The organism is Paenibacillus sp. NRS-1781, from assembly GCF_050467745.1.
Lineage (GTDB): Bacteria > Bacillota > Bacilli > Paenibacillales > Paenibacillaceae > Paenibacillus > Paenibacillus terrae_A.
On sequence record NZ_JBITPI010000011.1, the window covers coordinates 1 to 24,051 of the forward strand.

22 protein-coding genes and 4 pseudogenes are annotated in these 24,051 nt (G+C 46.1%); 24 read left to right on the forward strand and 2 right to left on the reverse strand.

Annotated features, from left to right (window positions below):
* The first annotated feature begins 245 nt into the window (after positions 1-245).
* From ACIFO6_RS03005 to ACIFO6_RS03050, 10 genes are all read left to right on the forward strand, one after another.
* Complete coding sequence (locus ACIFO6_RS03005; RefSeq protein ID WP_430038017.1) at positions 246-818, forward strand: TetR/AcrR family transcriptional regulator; 573 nt, start codon at positions 246-248, stop codon at positions 816-818.
* Between the two features lie 214 nt (positions 819-1,032).
* A complete protein-coding gene (locus ACIFO6_RS03010) occupies positions 1,033-1,584 on the forward strand; it encodes a TetR/AcrR family transcriptional regulator (RefSeq protein WP_430038241.1) in 552 nt (183 codons plus the stop codon).
* A gap of 159 nt (positions 1,585-1,743) precedes the next feature.
* Positions 1,744-2,967: an MFS transporter gene (locus ACIFO6_RS03015; protein WP_430038020.1), complete on the forward strand. Its 1,224-nt coding sequence runs from the start codon at positions 1,744-1,746 to the stop codon at positions 2,965-2,967.
* A 130-nt stretch (positions 2,968-3,097) separates the two neighbouring features.
* Complete coding sequence (locus tag ACIFO6_RS03020) at positions 3,098-3,409, forward strand: LiaF transmembrane domain-containing protein (protein WP_430038023.1); 312 nt, start codon at positions 3,098-3,100, stop codon at positions 3,407-3,409.
* Between the two features lie 84 nt (positions 3,410-3,493).
* Positions 3,494-4,165 carry a PspA/IM30 family protein gene (locus ACIFO6_RS03025; protein ID WP_430038026.1) on the forward strand — a complete coding sequence of 224 codons (672 nt, stop codon included), beginning with the start codon at positions 3,494-3,496 and terminating at the stop codon, positions 4,163-4,165.
* A gap of 7 nt (positions 4,166-4,172) precedes the next feature.
* On the forward strand, positions 4,173-4,661 hold the full coding sequence (locus ACIFO6_RS03030) for a PspC domain-containing protein (protein ID WP_430038029.1): 489 nt from the start codon (positions 4,173-4,175) through the stop codon (positions 4,659-4,661).
* Complete coding sequence (locus tag ACIFO6_RS03035) at positions 4,661-5,365, forward strand: PspA/IM30 family protein (RefSeq protein WP_430038032.1); 705 nt, start codon at positions 4,661-4,663, stop codon at positions 5,363-5,365. The genes ACIFO6_RS03030 and ACIFO6_RS03035 overlap by 1 nt, the downstream gene beginning before the upstream one ends.
* A gap of 145 nt (positions 5,366-5,510) precedes the next feature.
* On the forward strand, positions 5,511-6,158 hold the full coding sequence (liaF, locus tag ACIFO6_RS03040; RefSeq protein WP_430038035.1) for a cell wall-active antibiotics response protein LiaF: 648 nt from the start codon (positions 5,511-5,513) through the stop codon (positions 6,156-6,158).
* 15 nt (positions 6,159-6,173) lie between these two features.
* Positions 6,174-7,253 (forward strand): histidine kinase, encoded by a 1,080-nt coding sequence (locus ACIFO6_RS03045; protein WP_430038038.1) that lies wholly within the window; start codon positions 6,174-6,176, stop codon positions 7,251-7,253.
* On the forward strand, positions 7,231-7,881 hold the full coding sequence (locus ACIFO6_RS03050) for a response regulator (RefSeq protein ID WP_044648538.1): 651 nt from the start codon (positions 7,231-7,233) through the stop codon (positions 7,879-7,881). Before ACIFO6_RS03045 ends, ACIFO6_RS03050 begins: the two co-directional genes overlap by 23 nt.
* 142 nt (positions 7,882-8,023) lie before the next feature.
* On the opposite strand, the gene ACIFO6_RS03055 is transcribed toward ACIFO6_RS03050, so the two are convergent.
* Entirely contained in the window at positions 8,024-8,425 is a 402-nt protein-coding gene (locus tag ACIFO6_RS03055) for a hypothetical protein (protein ID WP_430038041.1), read from the reverse strand.
* Positions 8,426-8,670: 245 nt separating this feature from the next.
* On the opposite strand from ACIFO6_RS03055, the gene ACIFO6_RS03060 reads away from it, so the two are divergent.
* From ACIFO6_RS03060 to ACIFO6_RS03070, 3 genes are all read left to right on the forward strand, one after another.
* Entirely contained in the window at positions 8,671-9,435 is a 765-nt protein-coding gene (locus ACIFO6_RS03060) for a YwmB family TATA-box binding protein (RefSeq protein ID WP_430038044.1), read from the forward strand.
* A 186-nt stretch (positions 9,436-9,621) separates the two neighbouring features.
* Positions 9,622-11,178, forward strand: coding sequence for a glucose-6-phosphate dehydrogenase (gene zwf / locus ACIFO6_RS03065; RefSeq protein WP_430038047.1), 1,557 nt, complete (start codon positions 9,622-9,624; stop codon positions 11,176-11,178).
* Positions 11,179-11,488: 310 nt separating this feature from the next.
* Positions 11,489-13,069, forward strand: coding sequence for a peptide chain release factor 3 (locus ACIFO6_RS03070; RefSeq protein ID WP_430038050.1), 1,581 nt, complete (start codon positions 11,489-11,491; stop codon positions 13,067-13,069).
* Between the two features lie 146 nt (positions 13,070-13,215).
* Here the strand turns inward: ACIFO6_RS03070 and ACIFO6_RS03075 are convergent, their stop codons facing one another.
* Entirely contained in the window at positions 13,216-13,449 is a 234-nt protein-coding gene (locus tag ACIFO6_RS03075; RefSeq protein ID WP_044648543.1) for a small acid-soluble spore protein SspI, read from the reverse strand.
* Between the two features lie 160 nt (positions 13,450-13,609).
* Between ACIFO6_RS03075 and ACIFO6_RS03080 the strand changes: the two are divergent.
* The 11 genes and pseudogenes from ACIFO6_RS03080 to yunB form a co-directional block, all read left to right on the forward strand.
* Positions 13,610-14,275, forward strand: a pseudogene (locus ACIFO6_RS03080) (potassium channel family protein); the annotation flags it as partial.
* A gap of 40 nt (positions 14,276-14,315) precedes the next feature.
* The gene (locus ACIFO6_RS03085) at positions 14,316-15,104 is read left to right on the forward strand and encodes a TrmH family RNA methyltransferase (protein WP_430038052.1); all 789 of its coding nucleotides are present in this window, start codon (positions 14,316-14,318) and stop codon (positions 15,102-15,104) included.
* 231 nt (positions 15,105-15,335) lie between these two features.
* Positions 15,336-16,775 carry a 6-phospho-beta-glucosidase gene (locus ACIFO6_RS03090; protein ID WP_430038055.1) on the forward strand — a complete coding sequence of 480 codons (1,440 nt, stop codon included), beginning with the start codon at positions 15,336-15,338 and terminating at the stop codon, positions 16,773-16,775.
* A gap of 271 nt (positions 16,776-17,046) precedes the next feature.
* The gene (gene licT, locus ACIFO6_RS03095; RefSeq protein WP_149094648.1) at positions 17,047-17,877 is read left to right on the forward strand and encodes a BglG family transcription antiterminator LicT; all 831 of its coding nucleotides are present in this window, start codon (positions 17,047-17,049) and stop codon (positions 17,875-17,877) included.
* A 251-nt stretch (positions 17,878-18,128) separates the two neighbouring features.
* The gene (locus ACIFO6_RS03100; RefSeq protein WP_430038059.1) at positions 18,129-20,003 is read left to right on the forward strand and encodes a beta-glucoside-specific PTS transporter subunit IIABC; all 1,875 of its coding nucleotides are present in this window, start codon (positions 18,129-18,131) and stop codon (positions 20,001-20,003) included.
* 394 nt (positions 20,004-20,397) lie between these two features.
* Positions 20,398-20,784 (forward strand): annotated as a pseudogene (locus ACIFO6_RS03105) (methylated-DNA--[protein]-cysteine S-methyltransferase).
* A 113-nt stretch (positions 20,785-20,897) separates the two neighbouring features.
* Positions 20,898-21,179 (forward strand): annotated as a pseudogene (locus tag ACIFO6_RS03110) (radical SAM protein); the annotation flags it as partial.
* Between the two features lie 25 nt (positions 21,180-21,204).
* Positions 21,205-21,822, forward strand: coding sequence for a DNA-3-methyladenine glycosylase family protein (locus ACIFO6_RS03115; RefSeq protein WP_430038062.1), 618 nt, complete (start codon positions 21,205-21,207; stop codon positions 21,820-21,822).
* A 19-nt stretch (positions 21,823-21,841) separates the two neighbouring features.
* Positions 21,842-22,027: pseudogene (locus ACIFO6_RS03120) on the forward strand (DNA alkylation repair protein); the annotation flags it as partial.
* 66 nt (positions 22,028-22,093) lie between these two features.
* On the forward strand, positions 22,094-23,026 hold the full coding sequence (locus ACIFO6_RS03125) for an aldo/keto reductase (protein ID WP_430038065.1): 933 nt from the start codon (positions 22,094-22,096) through the stop codon (positions 23,024-23,026).
* A 164-nt stretch (positions 23,027-23,190) separates the two neighbouring features.
* Entirely contained in the window at positions 23,191-23,997 is an 807-nt protein-coding gene (gene yunB, locus ACIFO6_RS03130; RefSeq protein WP_430038068.1) for a sporulation protein YunB, read from the forward strand.
* Positions 23,998-24,051 lie beyond the last annotated feature (54 nt).

Below are 24,051 nucleotides of genomic sequence, written 5' to 3' on the forward strand. Positions count from 1 at the left end.
CGTCCTCTTTCTGAATCGCTTGTTGGTACAAACGATTCTACAGAAAAGACGGTCTTTTTTCTACTATTTTTTGGTTATTCAACAGGCGTGGGTCAAAACATATAAAGTTGATAAATCGAACTGTTTTTCGGTTGTTCTAATATGCTTCAAGGCTTCAAAAGCACACGCTTTGATTTTTTTGCGTTTTACCCTCAAGTTTGCTGATCATCTACTTAAATGTATAATGAATGCATGAGGTGATGGAAATGGCAAGATATAAAGAATTTGAAGTTAATGAAGTATTAGATAAAGCGATACAACTCTTTTGGATGCAAGGGTACGAGAAAACCTCGATGCAAGAATTAGTCGACTTTATGGGAATTCACAGAAAAAGCATCTATGATACTTTTGGGGATAAGCATGCTTTGTTTATAAATGCACTCAAACGATACGAGGCTATTCAAAACAACAAAATGAGATTATTGGTTGACAAGCAAGAACCGGTTAAGGAATTAATTCGACAATTTTTTGAGACCACTCTACAGAAAAAAGGAGACCCCCAAGGGTGTTTCATCGTTAATTCGGGTGTGGAGTTGGGATTATTAGATCCAGAAGTTGCCTCCTTAGTTGAAGATAGCTATTCAAAAACGGAGAAGTTGTTATATAATCTCATTCTTATTGGTCAACAAACAGGTGAATTCGAAGCTCAGCTTGACCCTGAAGCCCTTTCTCATTACTTCATGAATGCTTGGTTAGGGTTACGTACGTTGGTCAAAACAGCAACCAATCAAGAGAAGTTATCGGGTATTATTAATACCACACTGAGCATTTTAGATTGAAAAGGAAAAAATATGAATCTTAAAGCCGCTGATCTGAGTAGCGAAGATCAGTGGTACTTTAACAAGGTCTTATCATACGCTTAACTACGAGGTGATGGTTATATTTATATTTTTATAGAAATGTAAATTTGACCGGTACTTTAATTGTGTAGTAGGATATTGGTACTGAAAAAACGTTTATAGTTTAATTTGGTATAAAGGATGGGGGATGAATATGAAGGAAAGGATTCTAGAAGCTTTTGTGGAGGAGACGCATGAAAGTGGATTGAAATTTACCATGGATGATCTTGCAAAAAGACTCGCTATTAGTAAGCGTACCTTATATGAGCATTTTTCGTCCAAAACACTCATTTTAGAAACGCTTATAGAGCGTACGAATGATGATATGATTCGAAAAACCAAGCAAATTGTCGAAAACGATCAATTAACCTTGCTAGAGAAGATTAAGCAGTCGATCAGGGTCATACCGCAATACAATGATTTTTATGATTTACGAATCCTGGATCAAATGAAAAAATATTATCCTGAGCATTGGAAAAGGGTGCATACCGATTTGAATGATTGGCCCCAGATCAGAGCATTAATCCAGCAGGGCATCCAGGAAGGGATTATTGTAAATAAAAACGAGGCTCTCATCATGAGACTTATTATTGATTCTATAAATTTAACGCTTGATCAGCGATTTTTTCTGGATAACAGTGTGACAGTAGAGGAGGCTATTTATTCTATTGTAGATATTTTGTTATTTGGACTGGTCAAAAAATAGAAAATAGCCTCAACAATATGTTACATATTTGAAGAGGTTATTTTTTTATAAGAAAACTGATAAAACTATTTAAGTTTTATTGTTTCCGAAAGATAAGGTAAGCAAGTTTAAGAAATGATAAATAATAAAAAGATACACAGGAAAAGGAAGGATTGAAACATGTCTATGCTGACACGAAATCGAGGAGCTATGCTGTTACTGATGCTTAACATCTTTTTGGCATTCATGGGGATTGGATTGGTTGTTCCCGTATTACCTAAATTTATAAGCGAGCTGGGAATGAATGGTTCCTCGATGGGACTGATGGTCGCGTCTTTTGCCCTGACGCAACTTTTGTTATCACCATTGGCGGGCAAGTGGTCTGATCGTTATGGACGTAAAAAATTGATCGTTTCGGGTATGTTTATTTTTATGTTGTCCGAGCTTGTTTTTGGACTGGCTAGTTCGGTACCTACCTTGTTTGTAGCTCGAATCATGGGCGGAGCGGGGGCCGCACTGCTTACTCCTTCTATTATGGCGTATGTCGCTGACGTGACCTCATTCGAGGAAAGAGGCCGGGGAATGGGGATGATTAACGCAGCGATTAACACTGGGTTTATTATCGGACCAGGCATTGGTGGTTTGCTGGCCACTTACGGAATACGTATTCCCTTTTTTGCAGCCGCGGGAGCTGCGGGGATAGCCGCTATCTTGTCTTTGCTAGTGCTGCCCGAATCCTTAAGCAAGGAAAAGCAACGGTATAATACAGAGCTTCCACGGCAAAAGGAAAACCTTTTGCAGCAATTTGCCAAGTCGTATCGTTCTCCTTATTTCATGGGATTGGTCATTGTGTTTGTGGTTGCTTTTGGGCTGGCTAACTTTGAAACGGTGTTCGGATTGTTTGTAGATCATAAATATGGTTTTACGCCAGTGGATATTGCCATCATTATAACCACAGGTTCCATTCTGGGTGCAGTTGTCCAAGCGACTATATTTGGCTGGATTATTAATCGTTTTGGCGAGAAAAAGATCATTCATATCTGTCTGGCTGTTGCGGGATTATTCATTTTTTTGACACTGTTTGCCGAGCAGTACGCCATGATTATGTTGACGACTTTTATCATTTTTCTGGCCATGGACATTCTTCGTCCAGCCGTAAGCACATCCTTATCACGGCAGGCAGGGGATGAGCAGGGGTTCGTGGCTGGAATGAACTCATCTTATACAAGTTTGGGTAATGTGATCGGACCACTGATTGCAGGATTGCTGTTCGATGTTCATATTAACCTGCCTTATATGGTTGCAGCTATAGCGTTACTGGCTTGTCTCGTCCTTTCACTACGCTCTAAGCAAGCGGGTGAGCAACACCCAGCAGCCCGTGCGTCAGAACAACATAGAGGGTGATAGCCGCAGGTCTGTATGCACCCCCGACTTAGGTCTAGGTTCAAAAACCGTCTGGGGTCCGTTTTGGCGAACTGCGGATCAGCGTACAATAAGGACATAAGCAAGACACAGTGAAAGGCGGTGAGAGATGATGAGAGTTAACAAAGGCAATGGGTTGGCTATTGTACTGATTGTATTGGGTTCGATTATGCTGCTCGGTAAGTTTACTCCATTTTTCGGTTACTTTGTAGGACACTTGATCGGTTACTTAATCCCGATAGTGATGATCATGCTAGGTTACTACGGTGTGAAAAGAGGAAATGTGGTCTTCGGATGGATTGTGCTTGTAATCGGGGTACTGGTTTTACTAGGCAAGCTGTCATGGCTTCTGGGGCCACTGCTGGCAATTGGGTTAATCATATTCGGTGTTTCACTGCTGAGTGACCGCAGAAGACGTTACTGAGATTGATGGATTCACGGGTAATGTGAATTACAGAAACGAAGTATGAAGATATGAAAATACGAAATGTGAAAGGAGAAGACGCAAATGAGTGTGTTTCGTAGAATGCGTGATATTACCGTAGCGACCTTCAATGAGCATTTGGAACAAAGCCAAGATCCGATACAACTGATTGACCAGTTCTTATATAACACCCGCGAGGATATTGCCGAAGCGGAAAAGCTTCATCAGCAATACGCAGTGCACACAAGACAGATGAAGCAACAACTGGATCACGCAGTGTCCATGCAGATTAAACGGGAGGAACAGGCGCTGCTGGCTTTAAAGGCAGATGAAGAACACATTGCAAAGCTGGCCCTTCAGGAAAAAATGCTGTACGCAGAAAAAGAAGAGCAGTATGGAGAACTGTGGGAGCAGAGCCGTGAATCGCTACGTGAATTGGAGCATCAGCTAAATACCTTAAAAACGGAATATCAAACGGTAAACAGTAAACGCCAGTATTATGCGGCACGTGTACAAACGTTGAGACTCCAGCAGCAGATGAACGAACGGGCAGGTACATACGGTGGACGAAATGTTCCCCGAATGTTCAACCGCTTGGAAGATCGGGTAGCCGATATGGAAGCAGAAACGCTGAGCTTGCGTGATTTGCGGCGGGGAGAAGGCGGTCACACGCAGGATGCCCATGGCGGCGAATCGCTGCTCGAACAAGAGTGGGCGAGACTGAAGAGCAAGCTGAACAACAGCGGGAAGGAGTAAGTTGATTATGACCCGAATTTACCGATCAAACCGGGATAGAGTATTAACAGGTGTATGCGGCGGTCTTTCTGATGCAACAGGGATGGACTCAACTTGGATTCGTATTCTGGTTGTGATCAGTTTCTTTATTACAGCAGGAACCACGTTTATGATTTATGTGATTGCGGCGCTGGTTATCTCCAAGGAGCCGAGATCCCCTTATGATGGAGGATTTGGTCCCAACAGCGGGCCTTACAATCAACAGGATTCACGCTATTATGGCGGGAACAGCACCGGTTCACAGTATGGACCGGGAACTGGTTACAATCAGGGCGGAGCATACGGTAATCCGAACCAATCTTTTGGTCAAGATGCCCGTCATTCATCCAAATTTAACACAGGTCCTAACAGTGATCTAGATTCCATGATGGAAGATATCGAGAAAAAAGCAATGAAAAAAGAGTTGGCAGAGTTACGCAAAAAATTAGAGCAATTCGAGAAGGGAGATCGTAAATAATGGGAATCTTTAAAAGAATGAAGGATATGACAAGAGCATCGGTGAATGAAGTGCTGGATAAAGTGGAAGACCCGATTATTATGCTAAACCAATATCTGCGTGATATGGAGGCGGAAATTCACGAGGCAGAAGTAACGGTTGCCAAGCAAATGGCAAATGAAAGTCGCATGAAACAGCGCTTGGAGGAAGCAGTAAGAGTATCTAATGAGCGTGAACAACAAGCAGAATCCGCATTGCGGAACGGCCAGGAGGAAGTAGCACGCAAGCTGCTAGGCGAAAAGATCTATTTTACACAAAAACAAGATGAATACCGCGACCTGCACTCGCAAGCCGAGCTTCAAGCCAAAGAATTGGTGCAGCAGCTTCACGACATGAAGGATGAGTTCTACAAAATGCGCAACAAGCGCAATGAGCTGGTATCTCGCGCTCAAATGGCAAAAGCCAAAAAACAAATGTCGCAAATCAACAGTCTGCACACGATTGAAAGCGGATCTGCTTCGCTGGGCTTTCACCGCATGGAAGAAAAAATCATGCAAATGGAAGCAGAAGCTGACGTACTGCGTGCCCCTTACCGTCAAGCTCCGGGAGAAGCGTATGTCAATCCGGCAGAGGCTGAAAAACAGTTTAAAGTGGATGAGCAGCTTCAACAGCTCAAATCCAAAATTCAAACGGGTGCTAAACCAGTAGATATAAAGAAGGACTGACTACTCGAAAATAAGACATTATGATATGCTTTATGGAATGGACACTGGTCAATTATAGTGCTCAATCTGTATGGCTCGGAAAAGCCATTTGGCGGCTTGTCGCGCCACTATGGCTTTTCCTTCCTGTATATAAAGGGGGTGCAGCATGGAGAAAAGGAAATCAGTCTTGGCACTGGCAGGTATCGCAATCGGGATTATCATTTTATTCGGTCAGTGGATTGGCTTCCTCTCCGTGATTGCACTGATCCTGATGTTGGCAGGAATATATAAGATTCGTAATTCCAAAATCAAAAAGGGCTATAGAATGCTCGCAATCGGGGCAGGGCTACTCGTACTGGATCATCTATTCCTTTTTGTGCTAGTAACTATAGGGTCGCTAGCTGTATTTTATTCACGTTCAAGAAAGCTGCATAAGGGTCAAAGCTCGATATTCAAGCACAATTTTATATCCAATCATAAATGGGACGAAGTGCCGTGGAGCTTGCGCAGCACAAGTATATGGCATGTAGTTGGGGATGTGGATGCTGATTTGACGTTGGCACTTCCGGAAGAACGTGAGTCCGTTATATTTTTGCAGGGGATCTTCGGTGATATTGACATCACGCTACCGGATAATTACGGTGTAGAGGTGGAAATGTTCGTGTTGTTCGGGCAGATTCAATTTGACCGTGATCATGAGGCGGGTATGCTCAATCGTCTGGTTTGGAAGTCACCCAATTATGCGCAGAGTGAATATAAAGTGAAGTTTGTCATTTCGTATTTGGCGGGCGATGTGCGTGTCCGATTTTATTGATCAGGAGGAGCCGGGATGAATCATAAAAAAACGTCCAACATGGTAACCCGCAGTATGGGTGAAGGTATCCTCCTGTGTGTTGTTGTGGGCGTAGTTGTTTTTTATATGCTGTATACATATGGATATGTGAAGTCGTTCCCAACCTGGGGAATGATATTGAAATTTGTGGGAGCCGTCGTCATGGTACTGATTGGCACCGGGGCAATATACGGTTTTTATGAGAGCTATCGCTTCAAAAGCAGGCTGGAAAAGCTGCGGGAGACGCTGCTGATGTGGGAAAAGGGGACCCCTGCCCGGGAGCTGCCGCCACTGGGTCATGATGAGTTGGGCAGGCTGGGTGAGCAACTGGAGCGAATCGGGCACAAATGGCAAGAGCAGGTTACTTCTTTGCAACGCCTGTCCACCAACAATGCACAGCTGGCAGAGCAGGCCAGAGTGACCGCGATTGTCGAGGAAAGGCAGCGATTGGCGAGGGAGCTACATGATGCAGTGTCGCAGCAATTGTTCGCCATTTCGATGACGGCGACGGCTGTAGGCAGGACGCTGGATAAGGATTTTGACAAGGCGCAGCGTCAGGTTGCATTGATTGAAGAAATGTCCTCGGTGGCGCAATCCGAAATGAGGGCGTTACTGCTTCATTTACGACCTGTTTATTTGGAGGGCAAGCAGCTGGAACAAGGATTGCGTGATTTGATACAGGAATTGCAGGCCAAGGTTCCCATGGAGATTGATTTTGAGATGGAGAGCGGAGTGCAGTTGGTTAAAGGTATTGAGAACCATTTGTTTCGCATCGTTCAGGAAGCTATGTCTAATACGTTGCGTCATGCCAAAGCAAGCCGCATGGAGATTCGTATCGTGCAACGCCCGGATTCCGTTCGGTTAACGATTAGGGATAACGGAATTGGATTCGAGCTGGATGATAAAAAGCAGACTTCGTATGGATTGTCCACGATGCAGGAGCGGGTCAGCGAGATTGGGGGAGCTATCCAGTATATAACGGCTCCGGGGAAAGGAACACGAATTGAGGTATCGGTGCCGGTTATAAATGATGAAAGCGGAAGGAACGATGATCATGGAAACGGAATTGCCGATTAGCGTACTGCTGGTAGACGACCATGAAATGGTGCGGATTGGTCTGGCGGCGGTGTTGGGCACGGAAGAAGGCATTGAAGTGGTAGGCGAGGCCGGAAGCGGGGAAGAAGGCATACGACTGGCTACGGAATACAAGCCGGATGTGATTTTAATGGATCTGGTTATGGACGGCATGGATGGAATTGAGACGACTCGCCAAGTGACACGCCTGCTTCCAGAGACGAAGGTCATCGTACTGACGAGTTATTTGGACGATGAGAAAATGTATCCTGTTATTGAAGCAGGCGCGTTCAGCTATCTGCTCAAAACCTCCCGTGCATCCGAGGTTGCGGATGCGATCCGTGCAGCGGCACGCGGACAGTCTGTGCTGGAATCACAGGTGGCTTCCAAGATGATGAACCGATTTCGCCAGCCGCAGGCTGAAGCGCCTGCGCATGCGGAACTGACGGATCGTGAAATGGAAGTGCTCCGGCTGTTGGCACAGGGTAAATCCAATCAGGATATTGCAGATGAGCTGATCATCGGGATCAAGACAGTGAAATTTCATGTCACGAACCTTCTGGCCAAGCTGGGGGTAGAGGACCGCACACAGGCGGCAATCTATGCCTACAAAAACGGATTAGCGGAGTAACGTGTAGAACGGACTGATACTATGAAATACCAAAGAATGGAGCCATTTTACGCTGCTGAACAGGTTCCAAATTAAATAGGTGAATACAACGAACCGGAGACTGCGGCAGCTCTCCGGTTTTTTTCGAACCTTAAAACGGTATTTAAATAAGTAAGAACAGAAAGGCGATTAAGGCCAAATCCAGCGCAAGTCCGGCTCCGTATCCATATCCACGATATCCACCATAGGGAGGGGATGGACTCAGCGGCTCCCTGGGGGGATTGATTAAGCTGCTTATTTTGGCAGAGGAATTTGCTTTGTTTTTAGGATTTCTTTTTTTCTTTTTGGAGCATATCTTCTTGGCTTCTTGTTTTCCCTTGTTAATATAGTTTCCGGCATAGAGACTATTAGAAAAGGAGGATGGATATCCGTTCAGCATCAGCTTACCTTTGCTACACCCGCTGAGAATGCCAATATGTCGTGTACCGTCATGCAGAACAGCACAGACCAGACGTCCACCGTGAGGTGCCACCTTGGCTTCATTTACAGGATATATGGGAAACATGATTTCACCTCTTTCTGAATAAGGTACGTTGTGATCATAGTCTATTCTCATGGTGCCTATAATGTATGGTCAAACACCCAGCAGGTGAACGAATATTTTTAAAAGATGTGCTTTTGCTTCTTGCGTGTATAAAACCTCTTGCAACGGGAAAGCTATTGATAGATTAATAGAATCCAAGCCAGCCGAAAAAAACACCCAGAATGTGCCTCCAGGAATCGGATGCTAGTGGAGCGGGAGGAACCATGATGTTAAAAGCAGAGGTCATCCAAAAAGGGCTTGTCGCTATCGCGGTGTTCGGAATGTTGCTGTTACTGGTAGGCTGGCGTTACGGGACGTTTCAGGCTACCGGATATGATTCCCTTAAGGCAGAAACGGACTTGCGCTCTGTATTGACCGTCTCGGATCAGGCTCCTGGTACACTGGATAAGCTGGTTGTGAAATGGCAAGGTAATTGGACTTCTTACGGTGATGATCCGGCAGCCATGGCGGACCGGATAGCCGATCAACTGAATATTCCCGCCGTAAGCAAGGTTGAGGAAAATGGACACACGGTGTATCGATCTGTTGGCAGAAGTGGAGAACTGAAAATCCGCTTAAACGTGATGGAGCAGCTAGCTGGTCAATGGTATACGGTCGTTCAGCTGGAGAGTAGCCATGCAGGACGTGAGCAGTTAATCCGGCTGCATAAGCTTTGTGCTGAACAATTGGCGGCTGTGGGAGTACAAGCAGTATGGAATACATCCATTCAGCATTCGCTGAAATCAAATGAGCCCGTGGACCAACTGATGAAGCTGACAGAGACACGTTTAGCAGGAAGCTTGTCCATAAAGGCAAAAGAAAGATATACAGATGCGACGACGGTGGCTGTATCCTATGAAGCACCGAAGCTACCTCTGGCAGTTCAAAGTGGTGAGCATCAGGTGCATATGCAGATGGCTGTGCATGAAGATGAGGAGCATCAGGATACTCGTATTACGATCGGTTTTCCGCTGATTACGATAGAATACTGACTTATAAGGTAAATTTATGATTCATCGGATAGCTTATCCATGCCGAATATGCTAAAATGTCATCAAATCTTCAGTTCCATGTTTGTCGAAAATCAAGTATGATCTTGAATAAGTATACACAATACTACATGCGGATTTCGAGGGCTGTGGAAGCGGAATCTTGTCATGGGAAGAATGAGGTACTTCATGGCTGACATACCTAATAATGAATCTGTTGTGATGCAAGGCGCTGTGTTATTTATTTTTGGTGCTACGGGCGATTTGGCCCGCCGCAAGCTTTTTCCTGCGATCTACAGCTTGTACCGCGAAGGGAAGCTGAGTGAGGATTTTGCCGTTATTGGCGTAGCGAGACGCCCTCGCACAGAGGAAGAATTCCGTAATGACCTGTACGCTTCGATACAGGAGTTTAGCCGTTACAAGGCAGAAAACGATCAAGAATGGCAGGCATTTGCCGAGCATTTTGAATATAAATCACTGGATATCAACAATGTCGAAGGGTTTCATGAACTGAAACAGCAGACAGAGACCATAGAGAAGAAATTCAGCATTCCGGGGAACCGCTTGTTTTATTTGGCCTTGGCCCCTGAACTGTTTGGAAGCGTATCGAAGAGCCTCAAAGAAGGCGGTATGATGGATGGCAAGGGCTGGAATCGTCTTGTCATTGAGAAGCCGTTTGGTTATAATCTGGAATCTGCGCAAGAACTGAATGTTGAAATACGCGAAGTATTTGAAGAGGAAGAAGTTTATCGGATTGATCACTATCTTGGTAAGGAAATGGTGCAAAATATCGAAGTGATCCGCTTCGCAAACGCCTTCTTTGAACCATTGTGGAATAATAAGCATATTTCCAATGTGCAAATTACGCTTAGTGAAACCGTGGGCGTAGAGGAACGCGGGGGTTATTACGATCATTCCGGCGCTCTGCGGGATATGGGACAGAACCATATGCTGCAAATGCTGACGATGATTGCAATGGAGCCACCGAGTCGTTTGCTCCCTGAGGATATCCGTGATGAAAAGGTGAAAGTGCTGCGTTCGCTGCGTCCTTTTGAATCCGCAGAGGATGTGTTGACTAATGTGGTACGTGGTCAATACACGGAAGGAAGCTATCGCGGTCAGCAGTTGCCGGGGTATCGTGAAGAGGACAAGGTTGATCCACAGTCGAGCACAGAGACTTATTTTGCTTCACGCGTATTTGTGGATAATTTCCGTTGGGCAGGGGTTCCTTTCTACATTCGTACCGGCAAACGTCTTCCTGTAAAGACAACCGAAATCGTTGTGGAATTTAAGAGCATGCCTACGAACGTATATCTTGGTCAAAAGCATAAGCTGGAACCGAACTTACTCGTGATCCGGGTGAATCCGATGGAGGGCATTTACATCAAGATTAATGCCAAGAAGCCGGGTTCGGAATCGGATATTGAACCGCTGGCTATGGATTTCTGCCAAAGCTGTATGGTCGGCATCAACTCACCTGAGGCTTATGAACGGTTGTTGATGGACGCGATTGAAGGGGACTCTACGTACTTTACGCGTTGGGATGAGGTTGCGACAGCATGGAGATTCGTGGATCGGATCGCCAAAGCATGGCAACAAGCCCCTGATACGCTGGAAACTTATGCTGCAGGCTCATGGGGACCGGAAGGAGCTCATAAGCTGCTGGAGCAAGATGGCTTCAAATGGTGGCCGGTCAGCGGCCAGGATGAAGATAATGTCATCTGGCGGGTAGGCGGCACTCAGTAATCCAGATAATTGTTCAGCATCCCCCTACGTCCTGTTCAGGATGTAAGGGGATGCTTTGCGTTCGGAGTGTGCTATAATAACTTAGTCTCAGGTTTTCGGTTTGCAACTGATTATACGTTAAAGGCAGGCTAAAACATGTAAATAGATCGAATTTATAATGAATATGGTAACGGAGTACGCCGAATACTGGATCTAACGGTAAAGAAACCAATAGCACCAATGAATTTACGATAACAGGCGTGCATCATGGCCTTTTTATGAATAGCTTGAGCAGGAACGCAATGGATTTGATCATGAAGGGATATGTGAAATGAGTAAAACACTGGATATACTTCAACAGGAAGTCGACAAACGACGCACGTTTGCGATTATTTCTCACCCGGATGCGGGGAAAACGACACTGACGGAGAAGCTGCTGCTGTTCGGGGGCGCGATTCGTCTTGCCGGTTCAGTTAAAGCGCGTAAGGCAAGCAAGCACGCCACGAGTGACTGGATGGAAATTGAAAAGCAGCGGGGAATTTCGGTCACATCCTCAGTTATGCAATTTGATTATAATGGACATCGCATTAACATTCTGGACACCCCAGGTCACCAGGATTTTAGTGAAGACACTTATCGTACATTAACAGCAGCGGATAGCGCAGTCATGCTGATTGATGTAGCGAAGGGTGTGGAAGCGCAAACGATTAAGCTGTTTCAGGTTTGTGCCAAGCGTGGCATTCCGATTTTCACCTTCATTAACAAGCTGGACCGTGAGGGACGCAGTCCTTTTGATCTGATGGAGGAGCTGGAGCAGGTGCTCGGCATCCGTTCAGTGCCTATGAACTGGCCAATTGGTACAGGACGTGAGCTGTGTGGTGTCTATGACCGTGTCAAAAATCAGGTCGAGCTGTTTCAGGGAGACGACCATTCCACGATCAGGGTACAAAAAGTGGAGGATTACAATGATCCAATCATTCGCGAAATGGCGGGTGAGTATTTGCATGACCAATTGTGTCAGGATCTGGAGTTGCTTGATGTTGCGGGTGACCCTTTTGACATGGAGAAAGTACAGCGCGGGGAATTAACGCCTGTATTCTTCGGTAGTGCGATTAATAACTTTGGAGTTCAAACGTTTTTGGAAAACTTTCTTCAGCTTGCTCCCAAGCCGGAGCCGCGTCACAGTACAGCGGGGGAAATCGAGCCGACGAACGAGAAATTTACCGGCTATGTATTTAAAATCCAAGCCAATATGAACCCGGCTCACCGTGACCGCATCGCATTCCTGCGTATTGTGTCTGGTAAGTTCCAACGGGGGATGAGTGTTAAGCATGTACGGATGGGCAAGGAGATTAAGTTGTCCCAACCACAGCAGTTTCTCGCGCAGGACCGCGATATTGTCGAGGAAGCTTTCCCGGGCGATATTATCGGCTTGTTTGATCCGGGTATTTTCCGTATTGGGGATTCACTCAGTCAAGGTGGAGAGGTTGTATTTGATGAGTTGCCGACCTTCTCACCTGAGATTTTTGCCAAGGTAACGGTGAAAAATGCCTTGAAGCACAAGCAGTATCTGAAGGGTATTGACCAGTTGACCGAGGAAGGTATGATTCAGGTGTTCCGTACGGTAAGCTTTGACGATACGCTGCTGGGCGTTGTTGGTCAATTGCAATTTGAAGTATTTGAGTACCGCATGAAGGGTGAATATGGAGTTGATGTACATCTTCAGCGTATGCCATTCCAGTTTGCACGCTGGATTGTGGATGATCAGATTGATCCAAGCAAATTCCGTATTAACTCTACGCTGGTGAAGGACAAGAAGGGCAATTATGTTGCCTTGTTCGAAAATGAGTATGCAATGCGGACAGCTATAGAGAAAAATCCTACAGCCAAGTTTTTGGAGATGGCTCCATAAGATTTGGATTTGAGAAGCAGGACAGGAATGAAAGCTGTTATTTGATCTGTACAACGAATAGTCCACTCGGTGTTACGGCGAGTGGACTATTCTCGTATACGGTCAGTAGGATGAAGCAGGATTGAACAAAAGCTTGAAGATAGGACTCAGGTTAGCGGGACGGGCTTGATTTTATCAAGCTGCTCATGTGCTAGGTGGACAAACTCTTGTTGCTGAGTCTGGTTCATGTGCTTCCATGCCACCTCAAGAATGACACCCAATCCGGGCAAAGCGGCCTCTGGTCCATCCACTGACCCGATAATCATATCGGTAAGATCAGCTTCTGATTTGCCGTGAACTTTGTGAACAATGGCTTGTCGTAAATCCAGTGTAATGGGCATGTGTACCTCCCGTATGTTTGTAATTGTTGTCGGGTGTATTATGGCTTGGGCTGCTGCCCGGTATACATGAAGAAGCATTTGGCATAAGCATGTCAAATTTATGTTTTTGGCGCGTTATGCTATACTATGACGGACAGTATGGTGATCGGGAGGTAAGGAAGGAATGGCTAAGAAGCAGTATGCGGTAATCGGCATGGGTCGTTTTGGCTCCAGTGTTGCCACTGCATTGAGCGAAATGGGCTTTGACGTGCTGGCGATTGATTCGGACGAACAGCGCACACAGGAAATGTCGAATATTGTGACACATGCGGTATCTGCCGATTCGACGGATGAAGAAGCGTTACGAGCACTTGGTATCCGTAATTTTGATGTCATCGTGGTGGCGATTGGCGAAGATATACAGGCAAGTATATTGACGACATTAATCCTCAAGGATATGGGAGTGCCAGCTCTGATCGTAAAAGCGCAAAATGAATTGCACGGGAAAGTGCTGCAAAAGATAGGCGCGGATAAGGTGGTTTATCCCGAGCGGGACATGGGGTTACGAGTAGCCCATCATTTGACGTCCCCGAATATTCTGGATTATATTGAGCTGTCCAAGGATTATAGTATTCTGGAGATAAAAGCCGCAGATTCCATGATAGGAAAAAATTTGAAGGAACTTGATATACGCGCTCGTTTTGGCTGTAACGTGATGGCGATTCGCCGAGATCAGGAAATGAATATCTCCCCTTATGCTGAAGATCGGCTGGAGACGGGGGATGTGCTTGTTATTGTAGGCCACAAGGATGATTTAACCAAGCTAGAGCTGGCTTTTGCAATGTAATGATACATCATTTATTTATTAAGGAACGGACGGATAACGAATGGAAATCATTTCACCGAACAATACACGTGTAAAGGAATGGGCACAGCTGCTGGAAAAAAAACATCGCACCCGGCAGCATAAATATATCGTCGAGGGCATTCATCTGGTGCAGGAAGCGTTGCGTTCTAGCGTGGCTGTGGAAAGCGTTGCCTATGATTTGGACAAGGGCATTCCTGCCGAGCTGAATGGCCTAGACCAAGCAGACCAGCCGGTGGAATGGGTTCCCGTGTCGGCGGCGGTCATTGCCAAATGCACCGATACGAAGACACCGCAGTCCGTCTTTGCTATCGTGCGCAAGGAGGAGCGCGGCGCATTCCCGGTGTTGCTGGAGCAACCGAATGCGCTGGTGATGGTGCTGGACGGGGTACAGGACCCCGGCAATGTAGGCACCATCATCCGTAGTGCGGACGCCGCAGGAGCCGCAGGCGTCATTCTGGGTCACGGCTGCGCCGACCTGTACAACCCGAAGACGATCCGCTCTACGATGGGATCGCTTTTTCACCTGCCCGTGATTGAGGGCAGTCTGGAGGAGCTTTTGCCACAGGCCAAAAGCAAAGGTGCCCGACTGATCAGCACCTCGCTGGACGCAAGCCTGTCGTGTTATGCCGTTGATTTGCGTGTTTCCGCTTGGCTTGTTATTGGCAACGAGGGGCAGGGTATTTCCGCATCCACCGCACGTATGGTGGATGAATCGGTGTTCATTCCGATGCAGGGACAGGCGGAATCGCTGAACGCGGCGATGGCTTCTACGGTGCTGCTTTTTGAGGCGATGAGACAGCGAAGCTAGTGGAAATAACTAAATATTTGTCGATTGTAGCATCAAATGAATTTGACAGGCTTCCAAATCTTTGTTAGAGTTTCAATCAAATACGTATAATCTTTTCATGGGATGTTACCGTTAGGGCATAACCTGAACCGGCTTGTCTACACTACACGTGTATCTGGGCTAGTTTGGGTTTTTTTATTTCTCCAAACCCTTTCGGCTTTCCCCCATCACACATTTGGAAGGAGAACGTTTATGTCCAGCTTTGTTTTTCCGAAAGACTTTTTATGGGGTGGCGCTCTTGCTGCCAATCAGGCCGAGGGTGCTTATCTGGAAGACGGCAAAGGATTGAGTCTGGTGGATCTGTTGCCGACTGGAGAGAAGAGAAGAAGTATCATGCAGGGGAATGTTCCCTTGCTCACTCCGCTCGAAGGCGAATTCTATCCTTCCCACGAAGCGATTGATTTTTACCATCGCTATCGTGAGGATATTGCGTTATTTGCGGAAATGGGTTTCAAGGCGCTGCGTGTTTCCATTGCATGGGCCCGTATTTTCCCAACGGGAGAAGACGCCACGCCGAATGAAGCCGGGCTACAATTTTACGATGACCTGTTCGACGAATTGCTTAAACATGGCATCCAGCCAGTGGTTACTCTCGCTCACTTTGACGTACCGGTCAATCTGATTGATAAATACGGAAGCTGGCGAAGCCGAAAACTGGTTGCTTTGTTTGAAACATATGCCAAAACAGTATTCGCCCGTTACAAAGATAAAGTGAAATATTGGATGACGTTCAACGAAATTAACATGCTGCTCCATTTGCCGTTTATTGGTGCCGGGCTTGTATTTCAAGAAGGTGAAAACGTCAAACAAATTCAGTACCAGGCTGCACATCACCAGCTTGTTGCAAGTGCATTGGCTGTAAAAGCGTGCCACGAGATCATTCCAGACGCCAAGATTGGCTGTATGCTGGCTGCCGGCAGCTTTTATCCGTATACGTGTAATCCCGAAGATGTTTATCAAGGAATGGAAAAAGACCGCGAGTCCTACTTCTTCATTGACGTGCAGTCACGCGGGGAATATCCTGGTTATGCGAAGCGCTTCTTCAAGGATCATGGACTCTCCATCGAGATGGAACCAGACGACTCGGATATTTTGAAGCATCATACCGTTGACTATATCGGATTCAGTTATTATTCCAGCCGGACGACCAGCACAGACCCGGAAGTTGTCAAAAACATGACGAGCGGCAATGTGTTTGGCTCCGTATCCAACCCGTATCTGGACAAGTCCGATTGGGGCTGGACGATTGATCCGAAGGGGTTCCGTATCACGGCAAACCAATTGCATGACCGCTACCAAAAGCCCCTGTTTGTGGTGGAAAACGGCTTTGGTGCCAACGACGTGGTCTCTCCTGAAGGAGAAGTCAATGACGATTACCGGATCGACTATTTGAAGCGGCATATTGCGGAAATGGGCGAGGCTCTTCAGGATGGGGTTGAGATTATCGGTTATACGAGTTGGGGCCCTATTGACATCGTCAGCGCTTCCTCGGGAGAGATGAAAAAACGCTACGGCTATATTTATGTGGACCGGGACAACGAAGGCAACGGCTCGCTGAACCGGATTAAAAAGAAAAGCTTCCACTGGTACAAAAACGTAATTCATTCCGATGGCGAGAATCTGGGAGAGTAACGTCCCACAAGAAAATAGATCGGACATCCCGAAAATAATGGGGATTTCCGGTCTTCGTTTCTTGGGTGAAAGCGTTGACAATCTCCCGTCTTCGGGCTATACTTGACGCAATTCCATCATTTTTAGGATTGTTACTGCAAAGGCAGGCAAAACCTAAGCCATCAATAAGCGGATTTTACAGTCTTGTTTATTTGTTGAGCTTCGGTTTTTTTTGTTTGCCAGAAACAGGATGGAACAGGAGTGGCTCTTGCTGGCATATGGGGGGATTTAGATGAAAATAGCAAAGGTCATCAACAACAATGTAATCAGTGTCTACCAGACAGACGGTACAGAACTCGTGGTGATGGGTCGAGGGGTTGCTTTTAAGAAAAAGCCTGGAGATAAAGTAGACGAAACCAGAATTCAGAAAGTATTTGCCCTGAAAAACAAGCAAACGTCCGACAACTTCAAAATGCTGCTGCGTGAGGTTCCGCTAGAACTGATTGTGATTGTGGAAGAGATTATCAATGACGCCAAGCACAATTTGAATAAAAAGCTGAACGAAAATATTTATGTTTCCTTGACTGACCACATCAATTTCGCCGTTGAAAGATACCAGGAAGGATTGGAGATCAAAAACGCGTTATTGTGGGAAGTCAAGCAGCTGTACAAAGAAGAATTTGCGATCGGTCTGAAAACGCTGGAACAAATTAAACAAAAGCTCGATATTGAATTGCCTGTGGACGAAGCGGCTTTTATTGCGATTCACATCGTGAATGCCGAAATGAACGAGGAAGTTATCACCACTATGAGTATTACAAAATTTATGCAGCAAATTATCAATATTGCAAAATATCATTTTAAGGTCGATTTTGACGAGGACTCTCTGAGTTATTTCCGCTTTATTACGCATCTGAAATTTTTCGCCCAGCGTGTGTTTAAGGGGAACCACTACGAAAACAACTACGATCATTTGTATGACATGATCAAGGAAAAGCACAGAGACGCGGCTGCTTGCACGGAGAAAATCGGAGCTTTTGTGGAAAAAGAATACAACCACGAATTGACGAACGAAGAAAAGCTGTATCTGACCGTGCATATTGAGCGGGTGGTCAACAGATAAGCTGGACTTTTCCTGCAAACAGGATATAGAAATATATGACTAAATATTTTTATTGACAGATAAGGTTGATTAATTATATTATGAGAACAACAGGAATTAAATAAATTTTAACTGGGATTGTTACTGGTTATGCAGGCAAAACCTAAGTCATGAAAAATTGCGGGACAAAAAGCGCCCACCATTTTTCAAGGCTTAGGTTTTTTGTGCGCCTAAATACGTAAAATGCCCATTAGAACATGGAGGTGTCTAGCATGAGTTATGAAAAATTGGCTAAGGAAATTGTTGACCTGGTAGGTGGTGAAAAAAATGTGGTATCCCTCGTACACTGTGCCACCCGCTTGCGTTTTGTGCTAAAGGACGAGGCGAAAGCGGACAAAGAAAAACTGGAGAAAACTGATGGAATCATCACGGTTAAGCAGAGCGGTGGTCAGTTTCAGGTCGTAGTCGGTAACAAAGTACCAGAAGTATACAGTGCTATCAGCAAGGTATCCAACATTTTGGACGAGTCCAAAAAAGATGAAAAACCTGCTAAAGCCAACAAAGGCTTCGGTGCCATTATAGACGTTGTTTCCAGCATTTTTGCACCGCTACTCGGAGTCATGGCGGGAGCCGGTATTCTGAAGGGCCTGCTGCTTATTGCCAGCAACGCTGGATGGCTGACACCAAAGGACACTACCTACATTATTCTGCTGGCTGCCGCGGATAGTCTGTTTTATTTTCTGCCCCTCCTGTTAGCGGTTACAACGGCCCGGAAATTTGAAGGTAACATCTTCGTTGCCCTGACGATTGCCGGAGGATTGCTTTACCCGTCCATCGTCACGTTGAAAACGGAAGGTACACCTACTGACTTTTTCGGTATTCCCATTGTCATGATGAGTTATTCGTCTACGGTTATTCCCATTATTATTGCTATCATTGTCATGAGCAAGCTGGAAAAATGGTGTAACCGGTTGATCCATGAAAGCGTCAAAAATTTTATTACGCCATTGATCCTGCTCGTGATTATGCTTCCTCTGACATTGATCGTGTTTGGTCCATTCGGGGTCTACGTGGGCAACGGCATCGCAACTGGACTCATTGCCGCGTTCGGCTTCAGCCCGTTGTTGGCTGGCGCAATCATGGGGGCTTGCTGGCAAATTCTCGTTATTTTCGGCGTCCATTGGGGTCTCGTACCTGTATTCATTAATAACATTGCTGTGAACGGAAGAGACGGAATCAAGCCTTCCGCTGCGGCCTCCATCTTCGCCCAAACCGGTGCTGCGTTTGGTGTCATGCTGAAAACAAAAAATAAAAAGTTGAAGACCTTGGCGGGTTCCGCTACGCTTACCGCATTGTTCGGTATCACAGAACCAGCCGTCTATGGAGTCACACTTCCGCTGAAACGTCCGTTTATTGCAGGTATTATCGGCGGTGCTATCGGTGGTGCAATTATCGGCCAAGCGGGAACGCAAGCATTCGCTTCCGGCGCGCCGGGACTGCTGACATTGCCCATCTTCTACGGCCCCGGCGGACAAGGCTTCCCGGGACTGATTTTAGGAATTTCGGTATCGTTTCTGGTTTCGGCCATTTTGACCTATATTTTAGGATTTGAAGATCCGATAGAAGAGGAGGAAACCACTGACAATTCGGCTAAAGAATCCACTCCTAAAGCTGCTGTTTCTAATGAAGAAGTACTTAGCCCGATTGAAGGAACTGTGGTTGCTCTGTCGGAGGTTCCCGATCCTGCATTTGCTTCGGAAGCTATGGGTAAAGGTATCGCCATCCAACCGACAACGGGCAGAGTTGTAGCCCCGTTCGACGGAACCATAACTGTGGCGTTCAAGAAAAAGCATGCGCTTGCGATTGTTTCGCACCATGGTGCAGAAGTTCTGGTTCACGTCGGAGTAGATACGGTTAAGCTGGACGGTAAACATTTTACTTCCCATATCAAAGAAGGCGATCAGGTAAAAGCAGGGGATCTGCTGCTCGAGTTTGATGTTGAGCAAATCAGGGCAGAGGGGTATCCTACAATTACGCCAGTTATCATTACGAATTCTTCCGAATATACTGAAATTTTTCCAATCCCTCAAGGGCAGGTAACGGAGCAGGCCCCGCTGTTGAAATTGTTCGGAGGTACAAATGAGTAAGAGGGAATTGCCTGAATACGTCTGTTGAATAACCAGAATAAGTGATTTGTGAGTTGAACAAGCCGCTCTTTTCGGGATTAGTAGGATACGAACCTATAACCGAAGAGGCGGCTGTTTTATGCTGAAAAACGATAAAACATCATGACGTATCCGCTGGCTGGCACGCGTAAAGGAGACATTCCAGAGGAGGACTAGGTGATGTGTAAGATCAAGGTGGCTCCGATGGAGTCATCTTTTTTCGTTATCTTGCCTCTACATTCCAAGAGGGGTACATATGTTCACTGTTTGGTTTATAATTTAAACATTGATATGTGGAGGCTGCATCGCAAATGAGAGGTGAATACAGGCTACACGCCTTTGCAATATCGCCACCTTAAATCAGAACAATTACAAAATGGAGGTATACATCATGTTAACCCACGAGGATTGGAATTTATATATTGCAGCTATACCGGATGGAGTATGTTACGTAGGTTCACCCGATAAACCTTTAGAGGAATTGACTTTGTGGGCAGGAAGCCGATTTCCTGGCAGTCCATTGGTTGAAGATGATGAGGTCTTGCAGCCCTATGCCACAGAACTACTTTTGACTTTCGGGGGACTGTGTTTCAGATAGTGGTCTGGAACGCGCTGTTGTTCGGGCGGTAGGGGCTGCTATCGGTGCTAACCCGATTCTGGTCACCGTCCCATGCCATCGAGTCATCGGCAAAAATGGTGCTTTAGCCGGATAGCGTGCGGTTTGGACATGAATGTAAAGCTTTTGCAGCTTGAAAGAGGTTAACCATAAAAGCACATCATATATACAAATCCCCCAAGACCCTTCTGAATAAAGGAACAGGTTTCTTGTCGGGGTATACGCACTCGTTAAAAATCGACCTGTTGCTCCAACTATAGGATCGCGTACGGGTGAGCATGACGGTAGAAACAGACCTCGAAGATATACGCATGCATTTTACGCCGGATGCGCCCCCTATTCAGGCCCGTTTCAAGACGCTGCAACTGTTAAAAGAGGCAGGAGTACCAACGCAAGCCACAATCGCTCCGCTGCTTCCAAGCAGCGAACATTTTGCGGACAAGCTTTTGCCACTGGTCAACCGTATCTGTATTGATGATTATTTTAGGGGAGACGGCGTGGGGGAACTTCTTTATGTGAGCCGTGAAGGATTTGAGCCCTGATTGGGTGCAGAGGGGGAAGCTGAGTGTGCAAACCGTAATCACGAAAAATTTTAACTATGGAGAAAAGGAAATCAATTATCTGAAAAGCGTGGATACCGTACTCGGTACAGCGATGACGCAAATGGGCAAGGTCGAGCGAGTGATTATTCCCGATCTGTTCGCTGCGCTTGTTCATGCGATTGTGGGACAGCTTATTTCTGCCAAGGCGGTTCAAACCATATGGGCAAGAATGCAGGAGAAGCTGGGTGCGATGAATTCGGAAAATATAGCGACCCAGTCGGTTGAAGCTATTCAAAGCTGTGGTATAACGATGAAAAAGGCGGCTTGTATCCTGAATATAGCCCAAACGATAGAGCAGGGCTTGTTGGATTTGCAGGAATTATATGAGCTCACCGATACAGAAGTGATTCAAAAACTGTCCTCGTTGCATGGGATCGGCCCGTGGACGGCTGAAATGATGCTGATTAATTCCATGGAGCGCCCGGATGTCGTCAGTTGGGGCGATATAGCTATTCGACGGGGAATGAAGAGGCTGTATAATCTGGATACACTCACCAAGAAGCAATTTGAGGAGTACCGCCGAGTCTATTCGCCTTATGGTTCGGTGGCCTCTATTTATTTATGGAGTATTTCATTTCGTTAAGGATCAGGGAGTGGGGACTGTGGAAATGACAATCAGAGAACAAATACTATCATATGTCGATTCAGATTTTCAGAAATTTACGGCGGCATTGATTCCGAATATTGATAATGTGCTGGGCGTACGTCTGCCGGTACTACGTAAGCTGGCTCAGGATATTGCCAAGGGCGATTGGCGTCTCTACCTTGAAACCGCTGAAAGTGAACATTAGCTTTGCTTTTTTTGGAATCCAATATTAAAATGGAAGTAACTTTCGAAAAGGAGATGACGTGAATTGGCAGAGCAAGTGCGTATTGGCAAAACAGATCTATATGTAAAACCAATCGGTTTGGGTGCAAATAAGGTGGGAGGACATAATCTTTTTTCCGGCTTGAACGATGAAACGGGCAAAGAAGTCGTTCGTACCGCTTTGGACAACGGCATCAATTTTCTGGATACGGCTTTTATTTATGGACCCGAGCACTCAGAGCGGTTGATCGGTGAGGTGCTGAAGGAGCGTGGTAAGCGTGATGAAGCTGTCATTGCGACCAAGGGGGCACACAAATTTGTGAACGGAGAGGTTGTTGTTGACAACTCCCCTGCTTTTTTACGTGAATCTGTTGATTCCAGTCTGAAAAGATTGCAAACCGATTATATTGATCTGTTCTATATCCATTTCCCGGATGAAGCTACGCCAAAGGCAGAGGCTGTCGGAGAATTGAAGAAGCTCAAGGACGAAGGCAAAATCAAGGCCATTGGCGTATCTAACTTTTCCATTGAACAACTTAAGGATGCGAATAAGGACGGCTATGTAGATGTGCTTCAATCTGAATATAATTTGCTCCAACGTGAAGCGGAAAAGGAACTGCTGCCTTATACCAAGGCCAATGGCATTTCGTTTGTACCTTATTTCCCGCTGGCTTCTGGATTGCTGGGCGGTAAGTATACGAAAGACACAACCTTCACAGACAACAGAGCGAAAAGTCCATTGTTCCAGGGAGAGGCATTTGCTCGTCATTTGGACAAAGTGGAGCAGGTACGGCAGATTGCTAATGCGTTAAATGCAGAGGTCGCTCATGTTGTGCTCGCATGGTATTTGACCCGCGATTCGATTGATGCCCTCATTCCAGGAGCGAAGGGGCCGGAGCAGGTGCTGGCGAATCTGAAAACGCTGGATGTTCAACTGAGCCAGGCGGATATTGAAAAGATTGACCGTATTTTTAAATGATTTTTTTAAAATTCATAATTCAGGATTTTGCAAAATCCTGACTTAAGAGTCACATCGGAGATTATATATTAGCCACCAAAAGGAACTGCCGGACGGGCAGCTTCTTTTTCGTGTACCCCTCGCATATCCTTGTAGGGTAAGCTCATCGCTGCGGGGGGATCGGGATGAAGAGAAGACCGCATTGGTATAGCAGACCCAACAGAAGAGGACACGGTGGACGCAGAGTATGGCTCATTGTGGGGCTGATACTGCTGGTAGGAATCGTACAGATTGCCTCTTATGTGGAGCAGCATTTGAAGCCGCCTATGATGCATTTGGCAAAAGTGCGGGTGAAGCAAATGGCGACGGAGGCCATTAATTCAGCGATTACTGCGCAGGTGGAGCAGGGGGAGACCGCAGATAAACTGGTTGAATGGAGAACGGATGCGCAAGGGAAAACCTCCGGCTTTGTTCTGAATTATGCGGAGCATATGAGAATTACTTCGAATACGCTCAAGGCAGTCAAGGCAACGATGGACAGCATGAGCCATTTTGATGAGAGGGTTCCAATCGGTCAGGCATTGGGCAGTCCGCTGTTGGCAGCCTATGGTCCGAAGGTTCCACTCAAGGTGGAGCCGCATGGAGCGATCAAGGTAGATTTAAATACACGCCAGCAGGATGCGGGCATCAACATGATTTTGGTGGAAGTGTATATTCGGATTACGACGGAGGTGTCCGTCGTGATTCCTTTTGAAATGCAGCCTCAGATTGTGGAGACGGAAATTCCGGTGTCTTATTTGCTCGTGGTAGGCAATGTCCCGATGTACTACTATGATAATCAGGGTAAGCCTGTTGGTAAAAATGGAGCCATCGCCCCGAATTTGGCGTTGCCGCCACATTCGATAGAGACAGGCGGTGCTGCGGATTCCGGCATAGAGAATGTACCTCAGATGCAGCAAGACGAACCCACCACTTCATCTCCAACGCCATAAACGAAGGCAAGGGGTGAGAGGACTTGATTGTTGTATATGAAAAGCAAAAGGGAC